Origin of the sequence: Actinoplanes lobatus, from assembly GCF_014205215.1 — a bacterium.
GTDB lineage: Bacteria > Actinomycetota > Actinomycetes > Mycobacteriales > Micromonosporaceae > Actinoplanes > Actinoplanes lobatus.
Window position 1 is genome coordinate 5196759 of record NZ_JACHNC010000001.1, and the last position, 22581, is coordinate 5219339.

20 protein-coding genes are annotated in these 22581 nt (G+C 71.1%); 9 read left to right on the forward strand and 11 right to left on the reverse strand.

Annotated features, from left to right (window positions below; genetic code table 11):
- Positions 1 to 32: 32 nt before the first annotated feature.
- The gene (locus tag BJ964_RS23925) at positions 33 to 1715 is read left to right on the forward strand and encodes a rhamnogalacturonan lyase B N-terminal domain-containing protein (RefSeq protein ID WP_188122764.1); all 1683 of its coding nucleotides are present in this window, start codon (positions 33 to 35) and stop codon (positions 1713 to 1715) included.
- A gap of 9 nt (positions 1716 to 1724) precedes the next feature.
- Here BJ964_RS23925 and BJ964_RS23930 read toward each other — a convergent pair whose 3' ends face one another.
- Entirely contained in the window at positions 1725 to 2066 is a 342-nt protein-coding gene (locus tag BJ964_RS23930; protein WP_188122765.1) for a hypothetical protein, read from the reverse strand.
- 337 nt (positions 2067 to 2403) lie between these two features.
- Between BJ964_RS23930 and BJ964_RS23935 the strand changes: the two genes are divergently transcribed.
- Together BJ964_RS23935 and BJ964_RS23940 are read left to right on the forward strand one after the other, a co-directional pair.
- Positions 2404 to 4839: a phosphoketolase family protein gene (locus tag BJ964_RS23935; RefSeq protein WP_188122766.1), complete on the forward strand. Its 2436-nt coding sequence runs from the start codon at positions 2404 to 2406 to the stop codon at positions 4837 to 4839.
- Between the two features lie 234 nt (positions 4840 to 5073).
- Positions 5074 to 5526 carry a peptidoglycan-binding domain-containing protein gene (locus tag BJ964_RS23940; protein WP_188122767.1) on the forward strand — a complete coding sequence of 151 codons (453 nt, stop codon included), beginning with the start codon at positions 5074 to 5076 and terminating at the stop codon, positions 5524 to 5526.
- Positions 5527 to 5546: 20 nt separating this feature from the next.
- Here BJ964_RS23940 and BJ964_RS23945 read toward each other — a convergent pair whose 3' ends face one another.
- The 6 genes from BJ964_RS23945 to BJ964_RS23970 form a co-directional block, all read right to left on the reverse strand.
- Positions 5547 to 6299 carry an energy-coupling factor ABC transporter ATP-binding protein gene (locus BJ964_RS23945; RefSeq protein WP_188122768.1) on the reverse strand — a complete coding sequence of 251 codons (753 nt, stop codon included), beginning with the start codon at positions 6297 to 6299 and terminating at the stop codon, positions 5547 to 5549.
- Positions 6300 to 6303: 4 nt separating this feature from the next.
- Positions 6304 to 7053: a cobalt ECF transporter T component CbiQ gene (cbiQ, locus tag BJ964_RS23950; RefSeq protein ID WP_188122769.1), complete on the reverse strand. Its 750-nt coding sequence runs from the start codon at positions 7051 to 7053 to the stop codon at positions 6304 to 6306.
- Positions 7050 to 7391 carry a PDGLE domain-containing protein gene (locus BJ964_RS23955; protein ID WP_188122770.1) on the reverse strand — a complete coding sequence of 114 codons (342 nt, stop codon included), beginning with the start codon at positions 7389 to 7391 and terminating at the stop codon, positions 7050 to 7052. The genes cbiQ and BJ964_RS23955 overlap by 4 nt, the downstream gene beginning before the upstream one ends.
- Positions 7388 to 8092 carry an energy-coupling factor ABC transporter permease gene (locus BJ964_RS23960; RefSeq protein WP_188122771.1) on the reverse strand — a complete coding sequence of 235 codons (705 nt, stop codon included), beginning with the start codon at positions 8090 to 8092 and terminating at the stop codon, positions 7388 to 7390. The genes BJ964_RS23955 and BJ964_RS23960 overlap by 4 nt, the downstream gene beginning before the upstream one ends.
- Before the next feature lie 64 nt (positions 8093 to 8156).
- Positions 8157 to 9128, reverse strand: coding sequence for an Acg family FMN-binding oxidoreductase (locus BJ964_RS23965; protein WP_407650815.1), 972 nt, complete (start codon positions 9126 to 9128; stop codon positions 8157 to 8159).
- Between the two features lie 57 nt (positions 9129 to 9185).
- Complete coding sequence (locus BJ964_RS23970; protein ID WP_188122772.1) at positions 9186 to 10862, reverse strand: GAF domain-containing sensor histidine kinase; 1677 nt, start codon at positions 10860 to 10862, stop codon at positions 9186 to 9188.
- A gap of 87 nt (positions 10863 to 10949) precedes the next feature.
- On the opposite strand from BJ964_RS23970, the gene BJ964_RS23975 reads away from it, so the two are divergent.
- The 5 genes from BJ964_RS23975 to BJ964_RS23995 all read left to right on the forward strand — a co-directional run bounded on the left by BJ964_RS23975 (position 10950) and on the right by BJ964_RS23995 (position 16082).
- Positions 10950 to 11597, forward strand: coding sequence for a response regulator (locus BJ964_RS23975; protein ID WP_183222082.1), 648 nt, complete (start codon positions 10950 to 10952; stop codon positions 11595 to 11597).
- Between the two features lie 313 nt (positions 11598 to 11910).
- A complete protein-coding gene (locus tag BJ964_RS23980; protein ID WP_188122773.1) occupies positions 11911 to 13278 on the forward strand; it encodes a flavin-dependent oxidoreductase in 1368 nt (455 codons plus the stop codon).
- A complete protein-coding gene (locus BJ964_RS23985; RefSeq protein WP_188122774.1) occupies positions 13271 to 13714 on the forward strand; it encodes a MarR family winged helix-turn-helix transcriptional regulator in 444 nt (147 codons plus the stop codon). Before BJ964_RS23980 ends, BJ964_RS23985 begins: the two co-directional genes overlap by 8 nt.
- 27 nt (positions 13715 to 13741) lie before the next feature.
- The gene (locus BJ964_RS23990; protein ID WP_188122775.1) at positions 13742 to 15490 is read left to right on the forward strand and encodes a CocE/NonD family hydrolase; all 1749 of its coding nucleotides are present in this window, start codon (positions 13742 to 13744) and stop codon (positions 15488 to 15490) included.
- Positions 15491 to 15617: 127 nt separating this feature from the next.
- On the forward strand, positions 15618 to 16082 hold the full coding sequence (locus tag BJ964_RS23995) for a DUF3237 domain-containing protein (protein WP_188122776.1): 465 nt from the start codon (positions 15618 to 15620) through the stop codon (positions 16080 to 16082).
- 629 nt (positions 16083 to 16711) lie between these two features.
- Here BJ964_RS23995 and pflA read toward each other — a convergent pair.
- From pflA to BJ964_RS24010, 3 genes are read right to left on the reverse strand one after another with little or no spacing between them, the layout of a single operon-like run.
- Entirely contained in the window at positions 16712 to 17446 is a 735-nt protein-coding gene (pflA, locus tag BJ964_RS24000) for a pyruvate formate-lyase-activating protein (protein WP_188122777.1), read from the reverse strand.
- Positions 17443 to 19683 carry a formate C-acetyltransferase gene (pflB, locus tag BJ964_RS24005; RefSeq protein WP_188122778.1) on the reverse strand — a complete coding sequence of 747 codons (2241 nt, stop codon included), beginning with the start codon at positions 19681 to 19683 and terminating at the stop codon, positions 17443 to 17445. Before pflB ends, pflA begins: the two co-directional genes overlap by 4 nt.
- Before the next feature lie 8 nt (positions 19684 to 19691).
- Entirely contained in the window at positions 19692 to 21671 is a 1980-nt protein-coding gene (locus BJ964_RS24010) for a hybrid sensor histidine kinase/response regulator (protein ID WP_188122779.1), read from the reverse strand.
- 107 nt (positions 21672 to 21778) lie between these two features.
- Here BJ964_RS24010 and BJ964_RS24015 point away from each other — a divergent pair, with 107 nt between their 5' ends.
- Positions 21779 to 22168 (forward strand): ATP-binding protein, encoded by a 390-nt coding sequence (locus BJ964_RS24015; protein WP_188122780.1) that lies wholly within the window; start codon positions 21779 to 21781, stop codon positions 22166 to 22168.
- Here the strand turns inward: BJ964_RS24015 and BJ964_RS24020 are convergent.
- The gene (locus BJ964_RS24020) at positions 22165 to 22566 is read right to left on the reverse strand and encodes an Hpt domain-containing protein (protein WP_188122781.1); all 402 of its coding nucleotides are present in this window, start codon (positions 22564 to 22566) and stop codon (positions 22165 to 22167) included. The two genes, BJ964_RS24015 and BJ964_RS24020, sit on opposite strands and share 4 nt — an antisense overlap.
- Between the last annotated feature and the right edge of the window lie 15 nt (positions 22567 to 22581).

A 22581-nucleotide genomic window follows, 5' to 3' on the forward strand; every position in this document is an offset into this window, starting at 1 on the left:
AGGAGTGCTCACTGACATCCCCGGAGTCCGCCATGACATCCCCCCAACCGCAACCGCGGCTCAACCGGCGCAGTCTCATCAAGGCCACCGGCGTCGGCGGCCTGGTCATCGGCGCGGGCGCGCTCGCCACCGTGGCGTTGCCCGCCAGCGCGGCCGCCTTCGGCTGGAGCGACGACGGCTCGAACTACGTCGTCGACACCGGCGCCGACCTGGTCTTCAAGGTCAGCAAGAGCAACGGCGACCTGAACTCCTTCGTCCACCGCGGCGTCGAATACCAGGGCTACGGCAAGAACTCGCACGTGGAGAGCGGCCTCGGCGCCTCCACGGTGACCATCTCCGCGAGCGGGTCGACCATCCTGATCACGGTGGTGCACGGCTCGCTGATCCACTACTACGCGGCCCGGTCCGGCGAGAACAACATCTACATGTGGACGTACAAGGCCGCCGACTCGGTGACCATGCAGCGCTACATCGTGCGGCTCAAGCCCGGCCTTCTCACGTTCACCGGCGGCGACGCCTGGGACTCGGCGGCGACCACCACGATCGAGGCCGGGGACGTCTTCCGGGCCACCGACGGCACCACCCACTCGAAGCACTACTCGGGGCTGCGGGTGATGGACTACGACTACATCGGTGCGAAGAACGCGGCCGGCACGGTCGGCATCTGGATGGTGCGCAGCAACCACGAGAAGGCGTCCGGCGGGCCGTTCTTCCGGTCCCTGCTGCGCAGCGGCAGCACCGGATCCCCCGACCTGTACGAGATCGTCTGGTACAACATGGCCCAGACCGAGGCCCAGCGGTACGGCCTGCACGGCCCGTACATCCTCTCCTTCACCGACGGCGGCGCACCGTCGAGCGCGCTCTACGCCCGCAACCTCACCACCTCGTGGGCGGACGGGCTGGGCATCCGGAGCCACGTCCCCGCGTCCGGCCGCGGCCGGGTCGCCGGGGTGGGCATCAACGGCCGGGACGCCGCGTACACGTACACCGTGGGCTTCGCCAACACGGACGCCCAGTACTGGGCCGTGGTGAACGCGGGCACCGGCTACTTCTCCTGCCCCGGGATGCTGCCCGGCACCTACACGATGACGGTCTACAAGGACGAGCTGGCCGTGCAGACCGGCTCGGTCACGGTGACCGCGGGCGGCACCACCACGCTGAACACGATCACCATCACCGGGGACCCGAGCACCGCGCCCGCCGTCTGGCGGATCGGCGACTGGACGGGATCGCCGAAGGGCTTCAAGAACGCCGACCTCATGACGTACGCCCACCCGTCCGACCCGCGGGCCGCCGCCTGGACCGGGAACTTCATCGTCGGCACCTCGGCGGTCAGCGCGTTCCCGTGCTACCAGTGGGTCGCGGTCAACAACGACCTGCTGGTGTATTTCAAGCTCACCGCCGCGCAGGCCGCCGCCGCGCACACCCTGCGGATCGGCCTCTCCGCCAGCTACGCCGGTGGCCGCCACCGGGTCTCGGTGAACGGCTGGACCTCGGCGATCCCGGCCGCGCCCGGCAACTCCGGCACCCGCAGCCTGACCGTGGGCGCCTACCGTTCGTACACGTCGACGCTGACCTACGCGGTCCCGGCGTCGGCGTTCCAGACCGACACCGCCCAGTGGAACGTCCTCAAGCTCAGCGTGGTCAGCGGCTCCTCCGGCGACGGCTACCTGAGCCCGGGTCTCGCCTTCGACTGCATCGACCTGCTCGCCTGAGGGGCGGTCTCAGGAGGCGAAGCGGCGGGCGATGTCGCGGTGGGCGGCGGCCGAGGTGGCGGCGTCCCGGTCGCTGAACGGTGAGCCGGGGCCGGGGCCCAGCGCCTCGACCTGGTCGGCGAACCGGCGGTGCCGCTCGCCCGCGTGCTCCCGGCAGGGCAGGCAGGTGACGCTCTCCGGCAGGGTGGAGGTCATCGCGTAGGGCACCCGGCGGCCGCACGCCGTCGGGACCTCGGCCGGCAGCTGGGCGGCGAGGCCGAACGTGGCGGCCAGCATGTTCCGCTCCGCGGCGCGGGACCGCAGCGCGCCCGCCTCGACGTGGATGTGCGGATCGTCCGACGGATTCGCCATGGCCCCACTGTGCCACGCGCCGGCGGAATCGTCCGGCACGGGTGATGCCGGCGGGTCCGCGGCCGGGAAGCCTGGACACGTGAGCCGGGGAGCGTTCGAGGAGCTATTCCACCGGGCCGCCCGTGCGGGCCGCCGGATCCTGATAGAAGTTTCCTCAAGAGGCCGTGGCGCCGGCCCTCTGCCACTTAACGTGAGCTTCATGTTCCGGCCACGGCATACCGGCGGTCGGCGGGGGTAACGTCCCGATCGGGAGGGTCTTAAGGCCCGTGTCCGTTCTCCGGGCCGCCGATACGTTGATCGTGACCAGTCAGGAACTCGAAAAATTCTGTCGAGAGGAATGATCGTGACCGCCGTTTCGGATCACCGGGCCGCCACGTTCGACCAGCAGGAGCTCGTGCAAAAGCTCGCGGCTCCGAACGACGCCGAGATCGCCAGCCTGGATGCCTGGTGGCGGGCGAACAACTACCTGACAGTCGGGCAGATCTATCTCCAGGGCAACCCGCTGCTGCGCGAGAAGCTCACGTCGGAACACATCAAGCCCCGCCTGCTCGGGCACTGGGGGACCAGCCCCGGCCTGTCGCTCATCTACGCCCACGTCTCCCGGCTCATCAAGCAGACCGGGCAGCAGGCCATCTACCTGGCCGGGCCCGGCCACGGCGGCCCCGCCCTGGTGGCGGCCGGCTACCTGGAGGGCACCTACTCCGAGGTCTACCCGAAGGTCGGCCTCGACGAGGGCGGCATGCTGCACCTGTTCCGCCAGTTCTCCTCGCCGGGCGGTATCCCGAGCCACGTCTCGGTGACCACGCCGGGCTCCATCCACGAGGGCGGTGAGCTGGGCTACGTGCTGGTCCACGCGTTCGGCGCGGTGATGGACAACCCGGACCTGCTGGCCATCGCGGTGGTCGGCGACGGTGAGGCGGAGACCGGCCCGCTGGAGGGCTCCTGGAAGGGCGTCTCCTTCCTGAACCCGGCCCACGACGGCGCGGTCCTGCCGATCCTGCACCTCAACGGCGCGAAGATCGCCGGACCGACGGTGCTGGCCCGCAAGGACCCGGCCGAGGTGCGCAAGCTGTTCGAGGGCCACGGCTACGACGTCCTCGAGGTCGAGGGCGAGGACCTGCCCGGCATGCACCACCGGTTCGCGGCGGTCCTGGCCGAGGCCTGGGGCAAGATCAGGAGCATCCAGACCGCGGCGCGCGGCGGTCAGTGGGACGGCACCCGGCCGCACTGGCCCCTCATCGTCATGCGTACGCCGAAGGGCTGGACCGGTCCGGAGAAGATCGACGGCATCAAGGTGACCGGCACGTGGCGTTCGCACCAGGTTCCGCTCTCCGGTGTCAAGGGCAACGACGACCACCTGGCCGAGCTGGAGAAGTGGCTGCGGTCGTACAAGCCGGAGGAGCTCTTCGACGCCACCGGCGCGCCGGTCGCCAAGATCATGGACCTGAATCCGCCCGGTGACCTGCGGATGAGCGCCACCCCGCACGCCAACGGCGGCCTGCTCACCAAAGACCTCGACATGCCGGACTTCCGGGACTACGCGATCGACGTGAAGCAGCCGGCCCAGGGCCGCGCCGAGTCGACCCGCAAGCTCGGTGAGCTGATGCGCGACCTCTACACCCGCAACCCGGACCGGTTCCGGCTGTTCTGCCCGGACGAGACGAACAGCAACCGGCTGGGCGCGGTGTTCGAGGTGTCCGACCGCGGCTTCATGGAGTCGGTCAACGACGAGGACGTCAAGATCAGCAACACCGGCCGGGTGATGGAGGTGCTGTCCGAGCACAACTGTCACGGCTGGCTGGAGGGCTACAACCTCACCGGGCGGCACGGCATGTTCGCCACCTACGAGGCGTTCGCCATGGTCAGCGCGTCGCAGACGGTCCAGCACGGCAAGTGGCTCCAGGAGGCGGCGCACCTGCCGTGGCGGGCCAAGGTGCCGAGCCTGAACATCCTGCTCACCTCGACGGCGTGGCGCAACGACCACAACGGCTTCTCGCACCAGGGCCCCGGCCTGATCCAGGTGGTGCTCCAGCAGCGCGGCGACGTGGCCCGGGTCTACCTGCCGCCGGACGCGAACACCCTGCTCTCGGTGGCCGACCACTGCTTCCGCTCCCGGTCGTACGTGAACCTGATCGTCATCGACAAGCAGCCGCAGCTCCAGTGGCTGACGATGGACCAGGCGATCGAGCACTGCACCAAGGGCGCCGGCATCTGGGAGTGGGCCGGCAACGACGACGGCGAGCGCGACCCGGACGTCGTCCTGGCCTGCGCCGGCGACGTGGTGACCATGGAGACCGTGGCGGCGGCGCAGATCCTCAACGAGAAGCTGCCGCAGATGAAGGTCCGGGTCGTCAACGTGGTCAACCTGATGACGCTGCCGCGGCCCAAGGACCACCCGCACGGCATGCCCGAGACCATGTTCCGTGAGCTGTTCACCGACCACGTGGACGTGGTGTTCGCCTTCCACGGCTACCCGGGCGCCATCCACCAGCTGGTGCACGGCCGGCCGGACGCCGACCGGTTCCGGGTGCGCGGCTTCATCGAGGAGGGCACCACCACCACGCCGTTCGACATGACGGTCCGCAACCGGGCGTCGCGCTACCACCTGGTGATGGACGCGATCAACAACGCGAAGCGGCTGCCGGCCGGCGCCAGCGAGCTGAAGGCCTGGTGCCAGGCGCAGCTGGCCAAGCACGAGCAGTACGTGGTGGAGCACCTGGAGGACATGCCGGAGGTCCGGGACTGGTCGCTGGGCGACTGGGCCGAGCACTGATCCTGGTCGTGCGATATCCCACTGGGGATTGCACGTAGATGAGCGTTACGGCGCGCGAATCTCCACATTCGCGCGCCGTTCGCGTATCGGAGTTCGCGAATCGGTCAGCGGGCCGAAAAGATTTCCTCCGAAACTACGGCGGAGACCTGTCTCACCCTTTCAATCATCGGCGTGGGGAGCGAAAGTGAGGGAAGCACACACCCGTCGCTCGACGATGAGGAAGGGGACCCCCGTATGACCGCAACCCTGAACCCCTGGCCGACGACCCGGCAGGGATCCACTGACCACCCGGTGCAGACGCTGCAATACCTGCTGCTCGCCCATGGTCACACGGTCACCGTCGATGGCGTTTTCGGCTCCGAGACCGGCGACGCGGTCCGCGCCGTCCAGCGCGCCAAGAACCTGCCCGACAACGGCGTGGTCGACCAGGCCACCTGGCGGGCACTGCTCGTCGCCGTGCGTCCGGGGATGCGGGGTAGCGCGGTCCGCGGCCTCCAGGAGGAGTTCGCCCTGAACGGCGCCGACGGCATCTACGGCCCCAAGACCGAGGCGGCGATCCGCGACCTCCAGGCCAGCATCCGCGACGGGGGAGTACCGGTCGAGGTGGACGGGGTGGTCGGCCCGCAGACCTGGCAGGCGCTGGTCAGCGGCCTGCGCGAGGCGGCTCCATTGACCAAGGTGGCCTGAGAACAGGGCTGCCCAGAGGTTCAGCGCCGGATCGTCGCGGGGTCGAAACCGAACGGGAGCTCCAGCCGGTGCGCGGCCATCAGGTCGCGGTCGGCGAGCAGCTCCCCGGTGGGCGCGTCCGCGACGATCCGGCCGCCGTCCAGGATCACCGCGCGCGGGCAGAGCTCCAGCGCGTAGGGCAGGTCGTGGGTGACCATCAGGATCGTCACCGGCAGTGAGTCCAGGATCTCGGCCAGCTCCCGGCGGCTGGCCGGATCGAGGTTCGACGACGGCTCGTCGAGCACCAGGATCTCCGGCCGCATCGCCAGCACGGTCGCCACCGCGACCCGGCGGCGCTGCCCGAACGACAGGTGATGCGGGATCTGGGCACGGTGCTCCAGCATCCCGACCGCCTCCAGCGCCTCGGTGACACGCTGGTCGAGCTCGTCTCCCCGTACCCCCAGATTTGCCGGGCCGAAAGCCACGTCCTCCGCGACCGTCGGCATGAAGAGCTGGTCGTCGGGGTCCTGGAAGACGACGCCGACCCGGCGGCGGATCTCGGTGATCGCCTTGCGATCGCCGGGCGTGACCGGCAGCCCGGAGATCTCCACCCGGCCCGCGCCGCCGTGCAGGATGCCGTTGAGATGCAGCACCAGCGTGGTCTTGCCGGCGCCGTTCGGCCCGAGCAGCGCCACCCGCTCGCCCGGGGCCAGGGTCAGGTCGATCCCGCGCAGCGCCTCCCGCCCGTCGGGGTAGGCGAAGGTGAGGCCGGTGATCTGGAGCGCCGCGGTCATGCCGTCATGCTAAGAGGGCCGTTACGGCGATCCCGGCGGAGGCCACCGGGAGTGCGGCGGAAAGCACCCATTCGCGGGCCGGCGCCGGCGCGCCCACCGTGACCGGCATCCGCCCGGCGTAACCACGCGACAGCATGGCCAGGTAGACCCGCTCGCCGCGCTCGTAGGAGCGCAGGAACAGCGCCCCGATGCCGACCGCGAACGCCTTCACCTGCCAGAGGAACCGCGGATCGTAGCCGCGGGCCAGCCGGGCGATCCGCATCCGGCGGGCGTCGTCGGCCAGGACGTCCAGGTAGCGCACCATGAACGTCATGATCTGGGTGATCACGTCCGGGCAGCGCAGCCGGTCCAGCCCGATGATCAGGTCACGGGTGGTGGTGGTCGCGGCGAGCAGCAGCGACGCCAGCACACCGAGGGTGCCCTTGGCGACGATGTTCCACGCCCCGTAGAGGCCCTCGACCGACAACGACATGCCCAGCCACTCCACCTGCTCGCCGTGCCCGGCGAACGGCAGCACCACGGCGAGCAGCACGAACGGCAGCTCGATGGTGGCCCGCTTGAGCAGCCAGCCGGCCGGCACCCGGGCCAGCGCGGCGACGATCGCGATCAGGACGGCGTACCCGGCGAAGGCGGCGAACTCCTCGCGCGGCGTGACCACCACGATCACGGTGAAGAGCAGCACCGCCACGATCTTCACCTCGGGGGAGAGCCGGTGGATCGGGCTCTCCCGGTCGAGGTGCAGCGAGTTGTTCAAGAAGACGCCCTGTCCCGCCGCCGCAGCAGCCAGAACAGGCCGCCGCCGATCGCGAAGGTGATCAGCACCCCGGCCACCCCGGACAGCCCGGTGGCCAGGAACTCGTTGTCGATGCCGGCGATCGCGTAGTCGGCCAGGGGGCTGTCGCCGAGCTGGTGCTCACCCTCCCGCTGGGCCATGCAGGCGCCGCCGGTGATCTCGCCGCCGGCGTTGAACGTGCAGCCCTCCCGGGCCGCGTAGTCCAGGCCGTCCGGGCTGCCGGAGGCGAAGTTGGACACCACTCCGGCCAGCAGCAGGGCGACCAGCAGGCCGGCGATCAGGAACGCCTTCTTCTTCATGCCGTCGCTCCAGCCTTGTGGAAAGCCGGGGCCGGCTTGCGGAAGTGGCGCAGCGCGTAGACCAGGTCGGGGCGGACCCGGGCCACCGTGACGACGGTGACCGCGGCGATCAGGCCCTCACCGATGCCGATCAGGGTGTGCACCCCGGCCATGGTGGCGGCGATCGCGCCGATCGACAGCTCGGTGGTGCCGCCCAGCGCGTACTCCACGACGAAGCCCATCGACGCCAGGACCACACCGGCGACCGAGGCGATCAGGGCGGTGGCGCCGAGCCCGGCCGGGTTCCTCGGGAGCACCCGCAGCAGGGCGGCGACCAGCACGTACGCCGCCGCCGCCCCGATCAGGGCCATGTTCGTGACGTTCAGCCCGAGCGCGGTCAGCCCGCCGTCGGCGAACAGCAGACACTGCACGATCAGGACGGTGGCGACGCAGAGTGCCCCCACGTACGGCCCGACGAGCATCACCGCGAGGGTGCCGCCCAGCAGGTGGCCGGAGACCCCGGGCAGGACCTGGAAGTTGAGCATCTGGACGGCGAAGATGAACGCGGCCACCAGACCGGCCATCGGCGCGAGACGATCGTCGAGGTCGAGCTTGGCGCGCCACACGCAGAACGCGAGGCCCACCGCCGCCACTATCAGGAAGATCGCGGAGACGGGACCGTCGACGATCCCGTTCGCGATGTGCATCGCCTGCGTGTCCATGGCGCCAGCATATGAGGACAACATGGTTGTTGCATATCCTTGGCAACTGGCGCAGTGATGATCTTCACCCGATCAGGACGTCGGCGACCTCCCGGCGCGGCGTCGGGTGGCCCTGGTGGCCGTACCCGATCCGGAGCGCGATCTGCGGGAACCCGGTCCGGCCCAGCGAACGCCGCAACTGGTCACGGGCCGCCGGCACCTCGATCGGCTGGGAGATCAGCGAACTCGCCAGCCCGGCGTCGGTCACCGTCAACAGGATGTGCTGGAGCGCCTGGCCCGCCACCAGCTGGTCCAGCTTGCGGTCGCCGCCGGTGCCCAGGATGCCGACCAGCGGCTCCGGCTCGTAGTCCCGGCCCGGCGCCCGGCGCCGTCCGCCGAAGTTGCGCTGCGGCAGCAGATCCTGTGTCTCCGCCACGGTCGCGGCCGCGCCCACCGGGATGCCGTCGAACGCCGACTCGGTGTCCACCCAGGTGATCATCTCGGCCTGGTACTTGGAGTCCCGCCGCAGCACCCGGTCGGCGCTGTGCGCGATCTCCGAGAACCCGGTCAGCGCCGTCATCCCGACCAGCAGGTCCAGCCAGGCGCCCTCCACCCGGGCCGCCTCGATCAGCCGGATCCGGACGTCGGCCGGCACCGGATCGGGCCAGAACGGGTCACGGTTGCTGTGCCGGCGTTCGATCGCGGCGTACAGATCCCGCTCGAGGTAGGTGGGCGGCCGGCTCCGGCCGGGCGTGAGGCGGGCGATCACCTCCGGCTGCGCGCTGTCCGGAAGGAACATCACGTCGGCCGGGGTGCCACCCCAGGTCAGCGCCAGGCGGGCGTTGAAGGTCGCCGCGCCCAGAGCGAGCCGCATGGCCCAGCCTCCGCCGTCGGCCACGGACAACTGCCGCCCCGGATCGGCCAGCACCTCGATGGCGCCGTCATTCAGGCGGAACGCCCACGGCTGGCTGTTGTACATGGAGGGAGCCTGGATGCCGGCCGCGGCGGCGCGCCGCAGGTCGGACTCGTCGTAGCGGGTCACAGCGTTCTCCTTCACTGTCCCCTCCCACGGTGCCCGTTGAGGGCATCGATGGTTAAGGGCCGAAGGTCCCGGTCAGCCGCCGATCGGGACCCGCCAGGTCAGTAGAGTTCCCGAACCGTCCGGGCGGGGGCCGATCTCGAACGAGCCACCCAGATCACTGGCCCGCTCGCCCATGTTCAGCACACCACCCCGTGCCAGGCCCGGCTCGATGCCGGCCCCGTCGTCCTCCACCATCAGTGTCAGCTCCCGATCGGCGACGCGCACCGAAACCCGGACACTGCTCGCCTGCGCGTGCCGGGCCACGTTCGACAGGGCCTCCCGGAGCACGGCCATCAGCTCCGGCACGACATCGTCCGGCACCGCGCTCTCCACCGGCCCGGACGTCTCCAGCGTGGGCCGGAACCCGAGCGTGTCCAGCGCCGCGTCGACGGTGTCCCGCAGCTCGGTACGCAGGGTCGCCCCGACCGGCGCCCGCAGCTCGAAGATCGACCGCCGGATGTCGCGGATCGTGGCGTCCAGGTCGTCGACCGCCGCGTTGATCCGCTTCACCACCTCCGGCTTCACCCCGGCCGGGGCGACCGCGCCCTGCAACTGCATGCCGGTCGCGAACAGCCGCTGGATCACCACGTCGTGCAGGTCCCGGGCGATCCGCTCCCGGTCCTCCAGCACCGCCAGCAACTCCCGCTCCTCCTGGGCGCGGGCCCGCTCCAGCGCCAGCGCCGCCTGCCCGGCGAACGACGACAGCAGGGCCGCGTCGTCGGTGCTGGCCGGGTGGCTGACGATCAGCACACCCTGCGGCGAGTCGGCGCCCGCCAGCGGGGCGAGCAGCGCCGGCCCCTCCGGCACCGGGCCCGGCCACTCGGCGGCGCCCCGCAGATCCTCCACCAGCCGGTACGTCTCCTCCGGGCCGAACGCCGGCAACACCTTGCCGACCATCTGCGCGCACGACGGGTCGGTGCCCTCCACCACCTCGATGCGGTAGCGGTCGCTGTCGCTCTCGTACAGCAGCACCAGCACCAGCTCGGCGTCGGCCACCTCACGGGCCCGGCGGGCGATCAGCCGCAGCGCCTCGGTCCGCCGGACCGTGCCGAGCAGCACGCTGGTGATCTCGGCGGCCGCGGCCAGCCAGCGCTGACGGCGCTGGGCCAGCTCGTACAGCCGGGCGTTGTCGATCGCCACACCGGCCGCGGCGGCCAGCGCCACCACGATCTCCTCGTCGTCGTCGGTGAACTGCTCGCTGCCCCGCTTCTCGGCCAGGTACAGGTTGCCGAAGATCTGATCGCGGGTGCGGACCGGGACGCCCAGGAAGCTGTGCATCGGCGGATGGTTGGGCGGGAACCCGTACGAATTAGGGTGTTTCGTGATGTCCGGCAGCCGCACCGGCTGCGGATCGGTGATCAGCAGACCGAGGACGCCACGGCCGTGCGGCAGGTCGCCGATCTTCGCGTGCGCCGCCGGGTCGATGCCGTGCGTGACGAAGTCGGAGAGACTGCGCCGGTCCGGGCCGACCACACCGAGAGCGCCGTACCTCGCGTCGGCCAGCGCGCACGCCGCCTCCACGATCCGTTGCAGCGTGCTGTTCAGATCCAGGTCGGTGCCGATGCCGACGACCGCGTCGAGCAGGGCGCGCAGCCGCTCCCGGCTGGCGACGATCTCACCGACCCGGTCCAGCGTCTCCTGCAGCAGCTCGTCCAGCCGGACCCGGGAGAGCGGGCTCAGCCCCAGCGACGGAGTAGATCCTTCAACCACACCTATAGAGGCTATCGGCTGTGACAAAAAGGCGGCGCGGGACCTTAGGCCCTTGGTGCTGGGCCGGGCGGGCGGTAGGAATGAGTCATGATCCGAGTCTTTCTCCTCGACGACCACGAGGTCGTCCGCCGCGGCCTCGTCGACCTGCTCCAGGCGGGTGGGGACATCGAGGTGGTCGGCGAGTCCGGGTCCGCCCAGGAGGCGGCCCGGCGCATCCCCGCCCTGCGTCCCGACGTCGCGGTGCTCGACGCCCGTCTGCCCGACGGCAACGGCATCGACGTCTGCCGTGACGTGCGGGCCGTCGACTCGTCGATCAAAGGCCTGATCCTCACCTCCTACGAGGACGACGAGGCCCTCTTTGCCGCGATCATGGCGGGCGCCTCCGGCTACGTGCTCAAGCAGATCCGCGGCACCGACCTGGTCGACGCGGTCCGCCGGGTCGCCGCCGGCCAGTCGCTGCTCGACCCGGCGGTCACCCAGCGGGTGCTGGAGCGCATCCGCAACGGCGTCGAGCAGCCGCGCGAGCTGGCGTCGCTCACCGACCAGGAGCGGCGCATCCTCGAGTTCGTCGCCGAGGGCCTGACCAACCGGGAGATCGCCGGCCGGATGTTCCTGGCCGAGAAGACGGTCAAGAACTACGTCTCCAGCCTGCTCGCGAAGCTGGGCCTGGAGCGGCGCACGCAGGCCGCGGTCCTCGCCACCAAGCTGCTCGGCGAACATCCCTCGCACCACTGACCTCGGCGTTTCCGCGGCCTGGGCGATCCTGTCCAGGGCGTGTCCCGCTGCACCCCCGCACATCCACGGCCCGGGCGTTTCCGTCCGGGCCGTTTCTTTCACCCCGCGCTTCCGCGGCCTCGCGTTTCCGTCCGGGCCGGCTTCTTTCACCCCGCGCTTCCGCGGCCTCGCGTTTCCGTCCGGGCCGTTGCTTTTTCTTTGGTACGACAGAGCACGCGGCCGTCTGCCGGGTCCGGCCCGCGACGCACGGCCGGGCGGTGCTGCCGGGCTGAGCTGTTGACAGGAAACATTTTTGTCACAAAACTATCCGGCCATGGCGATCGTGATCATCGGAGCCGGCATCGGCGGCCTCACCACCGCGCTGAGCCTGCACGCGGCCGGATTCCCGGACATCGCGGTCTACGAGCGGGCCGAGAAGCTGCGGCCGCTCGGGGTGGGGATCAACCTGCTGCCGCACGCGGTGCGCGAGCTGACCGAGCTGGGCCTCGGGGAGCGGATCGGGAAACGGGGCGTCGCCCCGGGGACGCTCGCCTACTACAACCGCTTCGGCCAGCCGATCTGGAGCGAGCCGCGGGGAATCGCGGCGGGATACCGGTGGCCGCAGGTGTCGGTGCATCGTGGTCGGTTGCAGATGGAACTGCTGGCCGCGGTCGAGGAGCGCCTCGGCCCCGGAACCGTCCGCACCGGCCACCGTCTGCTGGCCGTCGAGGCCGCCTCGGCTGCCGGGGTCGGCGGGCCTTTCGGGGCCGCCACGGCCGGCCGGGCCGGTGGGGTGGCGCGGTTCGCGGCGGCCGGGGGCGAAGTGGCGGTCGCGGCCGAGGTGATCGTCGGGGCCGATGGGATGCAGTCGGCGCTGCGGCGGCAGTGGTACCCCGGTGAGGGCGAGCCGGTCTGGAACGGGCTGACCCTGTGGCGCGGCACCGCCCGGATGCCCGGGTTCCTCGACGGCCGCACGATGATCATGGCGGGTGACGCCGGGCAGAAATTCGTGGCCTACCCGATCGGGGCGCCGGACGCCGACGGCAATGCCGAGATCAACTTCATCGCGGAGCGGCGGACCCGCGGCTTCGCGGGCGAGAACGCCGACTGGAACCGGGCCGTCGACCCACAGCCGATCATCGACCTCTTCCGGGACTGGCGATTCCCCTGGCTCGACGTGCCGGCCCTGCTGGCCGCGGCCGGCGAGATCCTGGAATACCCCATGGTGGACCGCGACCCGGTCGACCGCTGGACGCACGGCCACGCCACGCTGCTCGGCGACGCCGCCCACCCCATGTACCCGAACGGCTCCAACGGGGCGTCGCAGGCGATCCTCGATGCCCGTACCCTCGCATTTCATCTGGCCACCAGCGAGACCGCGGCAGAAGGCCTGGCCGCCTACGAGGCCGCGCGCCGCCCGGCCACGACGGCGCTGGTGCTGAGCAACCGGCGGCAGGGCCCCGAACAGGTGATGGTCCTGGCCCACGAGCGGGCGCCGCGGGGGTTCGCGCACATCCACGACGTTCTCACCCCGGACGAGCTCACCGAGATCGCCACCGGCTACAAGAAGGCGGCCGGCTTCCACCCGGACGCCCTCAACAACCGGCCCTCGCTCACCCCGCCCGGTGCCCTCGACAACCGGCCCTCGCCCGCCTCACCCCGCGTGCCCGGCCTCGTGGATGAGGGCCGCTTCCGTGAGTGAGTTCGACGCGGCGCGGCTCGCGGCGGTCATCTCGCCGTTGCGGCGGACACTGCTGGCGGCCGCGCGGGCCGCCGAACATCTGCCGGAGATCCCGGACGCGCAGATCGAGATCATCCGGGCGCTGCCGCGCGGCGCCGTCACCACGCCCGGCGAACTGGCCGACCGGCTCGGGCTGAGCCGTCCGGCGGTCAGCAACCTGCTCACCGCCATGGAGACCGCCGGGCTGGTGGAACGCCGCCCCCGGCCGGGGAACCGGCGGCAGGTCGAGGTCCTCGCCACCGCGAAGGCCCTCAACCTCTTCGACCGTTTCGACCTGGCCAGCGGCGATCTCGTCGCGTACGCGGCGGCCACCCTCACCGCCGCCGACCGGGCCGCGCTCGCCGCCGCCGTACCCGCACTGGAACGGCTCCGCGACGCGCTCACCGAACAGCGATAACGCCAGTCCCCCCGTAAGGAGCCCCGCATGAGCACGCTCCGCCAGCGACTGTCCCGTTGGGTGCAGTCGTGGACCCTCAAAGGCCTGACCCCCGGCCCGTACGACATCGAGCTCCGCAAAGACCTGCGCGTCCCCATGGACGACGGCGTGGAACTGCTCGCCGACCTGATCACGCCTATCGGGGCGACCGATCCGGGGCTGCCGACCATCGTGATCCGCGGCCCGTACGGCCGTCGCGGCATGGTGGCGGGCCAGGCGCGGGCGCTGGCCCGGGAGGGGTTCCCGGTGCTGTTCCAGAGCTGCCGCGGCACGTGGGGCTCCGGTGGCGTCTTCACCCCGCAGATCGACGAGCAGCGCGACGGCATGGCCACCCACCGCTGGGTGCGCGAGCAGCCCTGGTGCACCGGCCGGGTCGTCACGTTCGGCCCGAGCTACATGGGTTTCACCCAGTGGGCGGTCGCCGGCCGGATGACGGTGGACGACCCGGAGAACGCGCCGGACGCCCTCTGCCTGCTCGTCACGATGCCCGACTTCGGGGCGATCACCTGGGACAACGCCGCTTTCTCGCTGCGCAACGCGCTGGGCTGGACGCAGATGATGAGCCGGATGATCAACCGGGAGATGCTGTCGCTGTTCCTCGGCATGCTGCGCCCGGACCGGAAGCTGCTGCGCGGTTTCGGCACGCTCCCGCTCAGCAGCGGCGACACCGTGGCCACCGGGCGTGCGGTGCACTGGTACCAGGACTGGGTGGCCCACGAGCGGCTCACCGACGACTACTGGACCGGGCAGTCGCACACCGCCTCGGTCACCGACATCACCGCCCCGATCTACATGATCACCGGCTGGTACGACATCTTCCTGCCCTGGCAGCTGCGGAACCACGCCACGCTGACCGGGGCCGGCCGCCCACCGCTGCTCACCATCGGACCGTGGGGGCACTCGGCGCCGGAGATGGGCGCCGTCGCCATCCGGGAGACCACGGCGTTCCTGCGGGAGAACTTCGCCGGGGAGCCGGACGGCCGCACCGCCCCGGTCCGCGCCGACCGCACTGGCACCGCCCCGGTCCGCGTTGACCGCACTGGCGCCGACCGCGCCGCCCCGGTCCGCGCCTATCTCACCGGCGCCGGCCGGTGGCACGACCTGCCGTCCTGGCCGCCGCCGGGCACCGCCACCCGGGCCTGGCATCTGCACGAGACAGGCCGCCTGCATCCGGACGTGCCGGACGGGGGAGTGTCCTCGTACGTCTACGACCCGGACGACCCCACCCCCGCGGTCGGCGGCCCGAGCCTGGAACCGAAACAGGGCCCCGTCGACAACGCCGCCCACGAGGCCCGCGCCGACGTGCTGGTCTTCCGCGGCGACCGGCTGGCTGCGCCGGTGACGATCGCCGGAACGCCGGTGGCCCGAATCCGGTTCCGGTCGTCGCGGCCGAGCTTCGACGTTTTCGTACGGATCTGCGACGTCCACCCGGACGGCCGGTCGATGAGCGTCTGCGACGGCATCCGCCGGATCGGCGGCATCGCGGCCGCGGACCCCGGCCCGGACGAGAACGGCTTCCGCGAGGTGACGGTGGATCTGTGGCCGGCGTTCCACACGTTCGCGGCCGGGCACCGGATCAGCGTCCAGGTCAGCTCGGGGGCGCATCCCCGCTACGCCCGCAACCCGGGCTCGGGCGAGCCCGCCGCGACGGCGGCCGAAACCCATCGCGCCACCCAGGAGGTCTCGCACGCCGCGGCCCACCCGTCCCACATCGACCTGCCGGTGTGGCCGTCGTGACCGGGCTGGGTGATCCGTGCCGACCTGCCGGTGTGGCCGTCGTGACCGGTCCGGCGACCCGCGCCCACCCGCGGGTATGGCCGCCGGCGATGCGCGCGTCCCGAGTGGACCCGCTGGGACGGCCGTCATGAGCGCGCCGGCGATCCCCGGGCTGGAGGCCGCGTTCGACGTCGAGGCGCGGCTCGGCCCGCTGGAGGACCACGGCGCGACCCGGGCCGGCCACCGGCGGGTGGTGCCGATCATCGGCGGCCGGGTGTCCGGTCTCTTCACGGCCGAGGTACTGCCCGGCGGCGCCGACTGGCAGGTGGTCCGCCCGGACGGCGCCATCGAGATCGACACCCGCTACTCGGCGCGGACGGCGAACGGCTCGCACGTCTACATCCGCACCTTCGGCGTCCGCAGCGGCCGCCCGGAGATCCTGGAGTCCCTGCTGCGCGGCGACCCGGTGTCACCGTCCGACTATTACTTCCGCCTGGCCGTCCAGCTGGAGACCGCCGACCCGGCCCTCACGGTCCTGGAACAGTCGATCTTCGTGGCCTCCGCCGTCCGCGAGGCGAACCTGGTCCGCTACACGGCTTACCTTGTCACCTGAGCCTGACCGGGCGGCTGGCGCCGCACGGTCCGAGCCGGGTGGCTGGCGCCGTACGGGTCACCGGGTCCGGCTGGTTTCCAGGGTGGTTTCGGGGGCGATGGTCCGAGCCGGGCGGCTGGCGTCGCTCGGGTCACCGGGTCCCGCTGGTTTCCAGGGTGGTTTCGGGAGCGATGGTCCGAGCCGGGCGGCTGGCGTCGCTCGGGTCACCGGGTCCGGCTGGTTTCCAGGGCTGTTTCGGGGGTCTTGCGGGACCGTTCGTGGGCAGGTAAGCCCGGCGGGCGCGGCAGAGGCTGGAGTCGCAGTGGCTCGCGTGGAGCGGGCGGAACTGCCTTGAAAGGGCGGGGCGGGCACTTTCGTACGATAAAGGGGTGTTAATGAGTCTTTGATCTGGCTGCCCACGGCCGAATCTGCATTCCCTCGCCAGCTGGGCGCGTCACCCGGAGCGATCTTGATCGATTTATCACCGGTTTAGGTGGCAAATCGTTCAAGGTCACACAACGTCGGCATGTAAAGCGGGCAAAACGGGCGCCTATTTCCGGTGAAAGCCGCATTTTCGCCTAGCGCGGCGGTCGGCGCCCCCGTTCGGCGATTCGCCCGACCCAAGAACCGCAAACACCAAGAAGAAGACTCTAATAGACAGTGAGGCCGTGGGCGCGGAACTGGGCGCGGACCCGGTCGAGCAGCGCGGGGGTGGGCGCGTCGGTGCCGGCCAGCGGGAATGGCTGGTTGAGGGCGGCGTACTTGGCGGCGCCGAGGCGGTGGAACGGCAGGACCTCGACGCGTTCGACGGTGCTGATCGAGGCGGCGATGGCGGCTACCGCGTCGACGTTCTCGACCGTGTCGGTGAGACCCGGGACCAGGACGAAACGGACCCAGATCGGGATGCCGCGGTCGGCCAGGCGGTGCGCGAAGCTCACGGTCGGTTCGAGGGTTCCGGTACGTGTGACGCGGTGGTACGTCTCCTCGTCGCCGGCCTTGATGTCGAGCAGTACCAGGTCGGTGACGTCGAGCAGTTCGTCGGACGCCTTGGCGCCCAGGTAGCCGCTGGTGTCGAGGGCGGTGTGCAGTCCCCGCTCCTGGCACCGGGTGAAGATCTCGCGGACGAAGTCGGGTTGTTGCAGGGCCTCGCCGCCACTGATGGTGACACCGCCGTGCGCGACCTTGATGAAGCGTTCGTAGCGCTGGATTTCGGTCATCAGTTCGTCGGCGTCCATGATCTGCCCGCTGCGCCGGAACCACGTGTCGGGGCTGTGGCAGTACTGGCAGCGCAGCGGGCAGCCGGCCAGGAACGCGACGAATCGCGTTCCCGGCCCGTCGACGCCCGTGGAGACGTCGAACGAATGCACGCTCCCGGTGACGGTCACAGCGCGCCGTGGAAGGTGCGCGAGATGACGTCGCGCTGCTGCTCCTTGGTGAGCCGTACGAAGTTCACCGCGTAGCCGGAGACACGGATGGTGAGCTGCGGGTACTTCTCCGGGTGCTCCATGGCGTCCTCCAGGGTGGCCCGGTCGAGAACGTTGACGTTCATGTGGAAGCCGTGACCGTCGGTGTAGCCGTCGAGCACGCCGACCAGGTTGCCGACCTGCTCGTCGCGGGTGCGGCCGAGACCGTCCGGCGTTGAGGTGATGGTCAGCGAGATGCCGTCGCGGGCGCTGCGGTAGGGCAGTTTCGACACCGACAGGGCCGCCGCGACCAGGCCGTGCTTGTCCCGGCCGTTCATCGGGTTGGCGCCGGGCGCGAACGGCTCGCCGAGCCGCCGGCCGTCCGGGGTGTTGCCGGTGTGCTTGCCGTAGACGACGTTCGAGGTGATGGTCAGTACCGACATGGTGGGCTCGGCGCCGCGGTACATCGGCTGCCGCCGGATCTTCTCCATGAACCGGTTGACCAGGTCCACCGCGATCTCGTCGACTCGGTCGTCGTTGTTGCCGAAGGTCGGGTAGTCGCCGTCCACCGCGTAGTCGACGACCAGTCCGGTCTCGTCGAGGACCGGCTTCACCTGGGCGTACTTGATGGCGGACAGGCTGTCGACGGCGACCGAGAGCCCGGCGATGCCGGTGGCCAGGAAGCGGTGCACCGGGTAGTCGTGCAGCGCCATCTCGATGCGCTCATATGCATACTTGTCGTGCATGTAGTGGATGACATTGAGTGCATCAACATAGACCTCGGCAACCCAGTCAAGGGTCTTGTCGTACGCCTCGAACACCTCGTCGTAGTCGAGCACCTCCTCGTTCAACGGCTTCGTCGCGGGCGCCACCTGCACGCCGCTGATCTCGTCGCGGCCACCGTTGATCGCGTAGAGCAGGGCCTTCGCCACGTTCGCCCGGGCTCCGAAGAACTGCATGTCCTTGCCGACCCGCATCCCGGACACGCAGCAGGCGATCGCCGCGTCGTCACTCAGGTACGGCCGCAGCAGGTCGTCGTTCTCGTACTGGATGCTGCTGGTGTCGATGCTGACCTGCGAGCAGAACCGCTTGAAGCCCTCGGGCAGCCGCGGCGACCACAGCACCGTCATGTTCGGCTCGGGCGCCGGGCCCAGGTTGTAGAGCGTCTGGAGGTAGCGGAAGCTGGTCCGGGTCACCAGCGGCCGGTCGTCGGAGCCGATGCCACCGATCGACTCGGTCACCCAGGTGGGGTCGCCGGAGAACAGTTCGTCGTACTCGGGGGTGCGCAGGAACCGGACGATGCGCAGCTTGATGACGAAGTCGTCGACCAGCTCCTGGGCCTGCTCCTCGGTGAGGACGCCCTCGGCGATGTCGCGTTCCAGGTAGACGTCCAGGAACGAGGAGGTCCGGCCGAGCGACATGGCCGCGCCGTTCTGCTCCTTCGTGGCCGCCAGGTAGGCGAAGTACAGCCACTGGACCGCCTCGCGGCCGGTGGTGGCCGGGCCGGAGAGGTCGTAGCCGTAGCCCGCGGCCATCGTCTTGAGCTCCTGGAGCGCCCGGATCTGCTCGGACAGCTCCTCCCGGTCGCGGATCACGTCGGCCACCGACAGACGGGCGTTGAGCGCCGTCTTGACCTGCTTGCGCTCCTCGATGAGGAAGTCCACGCCGTAGAGGGCCACGCGGCGGTAGTCGCCGATGATCCGGCCGCGGCCGTACGCGTCGGGCAGTCCGGTGATGATGTGCGAGCGGCGGGCGGCGAGCACGTCGGCCGGGTAGGCGTCGAAGACACCGGCGTTGTGGGTCTTGCGGTAGTCCGTGAAGATCTTGCGCACGCCGGGGTCGAGCTCCCGCCCGTACGCCTTCAGGCCGCCCTCGACCATCCGCAGGCCGCCGGCCGGCATGATGGCGCGGCGCAGCGGGGCGTCGGTCTGGAGGCCGACGATCAGTTCGCTCTCCCGGTCGATGTAGCCCGGCCCGTGCGCGGTGATCGACGACGGGGTGGACGTGTCGGCGTCGTAGATGCCGTTGGCCCGCTCCTCGACGAACATCGCGGACAGCCGGTCCCAGACACGGTTGGTCCGCGCGGTCGGCCCGGCCAGGAACGCGGCGTCGCCCTCGTAGGGCCGCACGTTGTCGTGGATGAAGCCGGCGACGTCGATCCCGGTGCGCCACGACGTCCCGGCGAAGCCGCGCCACGCGTCCATGTTTCCTGCCTGCATGACCCCTCCTAGTGGTTCCCTCCCAGCGTCTCGTCGGGGCGTCCCGGGCGGGCAGGGCCAATGGTCCCGGGACGGCGGGGAAGGCGGACCGTGGCGACCGTTCCGCCGCCGTCGTTCTCGTCCAGCGTGATGCTGCCGCCGTGCAGTTCGACGATTGCCCGGCTCAGCGCCAGCCCCAGGCCGGCGCCCGGGATGTCGCTGTGCCGGGCGTTGGAAGCGCGGTAGAGGCGGGCGAAGAGGCGGTCGCGTTCATCGGCCGGGATGCCGATGCCGCTGTCGGTGACGGTCAGCACGGCGGCGTCCTCGTCGGCGGTGAGGGAGACCCGGACCACGCCGCCCTCGGGGCTGTGCTTGACCGCGTTGCCGATCAGGTTCTCGGCGACCTGGCGCAGCCGGTCGCGGTCGCCGGGGACGGTCAGCCGCTCCGGCAGGTCGAGACGCACCGAGAAGCCCGCGGCCGCGGCCGTCACCACCGATGCCAGGTCCACCTCGGCGGTGATGAGCTCGGCCTGCCCGGACTCCAGGGCGGACAGGTCGAGCAGCCGTTCGACGAGCGAGCGCAGCCGGGCGTTGTTGCGCTCGATCACCGTCAGCAGCTCACGGATCTCGCCGACGGTCGTCTGGTCGGGCTCCTCGGCGATCAGGTCGGTGTAGGTGCCGATCGAGGTGAGCGGGGTGCGCAGCTCGTGGCCGACCAGGGCGATGTACTCGCCGACGCTGGCCGCGAGCTGGTGGGACAGCTCCTCGGCGCGGCGGCGCTCCAGGTAGGCGCCGAGGTGCCCGGCGATGCCGGTGAGCAGGACCTTCAGGGCCGGGTCGGGATCCTGGTACTCCAGGATGAAGCAGCTGAGCACGCCGACGACCTTCTCGGCGCTGGACACCGGCACGGCCAGCGCCGCCCGGTAGTGCCCGGCCTCGGCGAAGCGGGACAGCACCGGTGAGCCGGGGGCCTGGAGGTCGGGCACCCAGATCGGCTCGCCGCGCTCCCAGCAGGAGCCGACCATGCCCTCCCCGCGGTCCAGCACGGACGGCAGCTCGATCGGTGGCGAGCCGGGCGCGAGGTGGGTGACGGCCGGGCGCAGCCGGTCGGTGACCGGGTCGACCAGCCACAGCCGCAGGAACGGCCAGCCCAGTCCGTCCGCCATGGCGCGCAGCACCTGGGCGCCGGCGCTGGCCGTGTCGGGGGCGTGCACCAGGGCCTTGAGGACCTCGCTCTTGCAGCGCTCGTACTGGTGCTGGTGGTGTTCGGCGGTGACGTCGTGGACCGCGGCGACCGCTCCGAGAACGTGGCCGGCGGCGTCGCGGACCGGGCGGGCGTTGACGGCGAACCAGCGGGGCCGGTCCTGCCGGTCGTGGGCGAGGATCACATCGTGCTGGACCTCCTCGCCGCGCAGCGCCCGGTACAGCGCCACGTCGTCGGGGTCCAGCGGGCTGCCGTCCTCGCGGCGCAGGCCGAACCGCTCGGCCCAGTCCCGGGCCGGAACGCCCAGGCTGTCGTCGCCGAAGAAGTCGCGGACCGGCTGGTTGATCACCACGAGCCGGCCCTCCAGGTCGCACGCCACCACCCCGGCGTCGAGGCTGCGCAGCAGCGCCTCGGTGAAGGCCGGGCCCACGCGGGTCCCGGCGGTCCCCTCCAGGCATCCGCGCAGCGTTTCGGTGAGGTCCTCGGCGCTGAACGGTTTCGGCACCACGGCGACGGCCTCGGCCTCGGCCAGGGCGGTGTCGCCGGGCGGCTGGTGGGCGGTGATCAGGACGACCGGCACGTCCGCGGTGGTGGGATGCTCGCGCAAACCACGGCACATCCGGGCGCCGTCCAGGTGCGGCGCGTCGACATCGGCGATGATCAGGTCGGGCCGGTGGGCGAACGCGGCGGTCAGGGCGGCCCGGCCGTCCCCGGCGAGGACCACCTGGTGGCCGAACCGGCCGACCACCTCGGCGATGACCGCCTGGCGTTCCTGGTCGTCCTCGACGATGAGCACCGCTGCCATACCTGAAGCCTAAATCATGTTAAATACGGCAATAAGGACAATGACGTTTCGGGGCGGGGGATCGCGGGGTACTGTGCGGCCGCACGCGAGCCATCCTGGGGTCAATCATGTCCGAGCTGACCGCCCATCTCGACGTACCGCTCGGCCGCGGCGCACCGGCCTCCGCCCGCCGCGCCGTGACCGCGGTGCTCGTCGGCTGGGGTCTCCGCGACGCCGACTGGCTGGACGCCTGCGCCGTGGTGGTGAGCGAGCTCGTCAGCAACGCCGTCCTGCACGGCGGTGGCTTCGTCGAGGTGAGCATCGAGGCGCACGGCGGACGGGTGACCGTCGCGGTGGCCGACGGATCGTCGCTGGTGCCCCGCCGCCGCGACCCGGACGGGATCGGCGGGCGGGGGCTCGCGCTGATCGAGGCGCTGTCGGCCGGCTGGACGGTGGAGAACCACCACGGCGGCAAACGGGTCCGGGTCGAGCTGGAGCACTACCCCGCAATGCCCTAGACCGGCTCCTCGTACCGGGCGGTGACCGCCTGGACCGCCAGCAGCGCGCCGTCGGCCTCGGCGTGCAGACGTTCCACGGTGCGTCCGGGGTCGGCGACGATGCCGGCCCGGGCCTGGTCCTCGACCGTGGCGCACAGGTCCGCGAGCCGGATCGCCCCGATGTTGGCGGCCGACCCCTTCAAACTGTGGGCGGGATCGCTGACCGGCCCCGGATCGCCGGCCTCCAGGAGACGGGCCAGCAGGTCCACCGCGCCCGGGGTCTTCGCGGTGAACGAACGGAGCAGCCGGAGCACGAGAGCCCGTTCGGCCGGTGACGGATCCCCCTCGGCGAACTCGGCGAGGCGGGCCCGGACCTCGGCGACCCGGGCCTCGTGCTCCGGCGGCGTAGCGGTCTCCATCCGCTCATGGTGCGC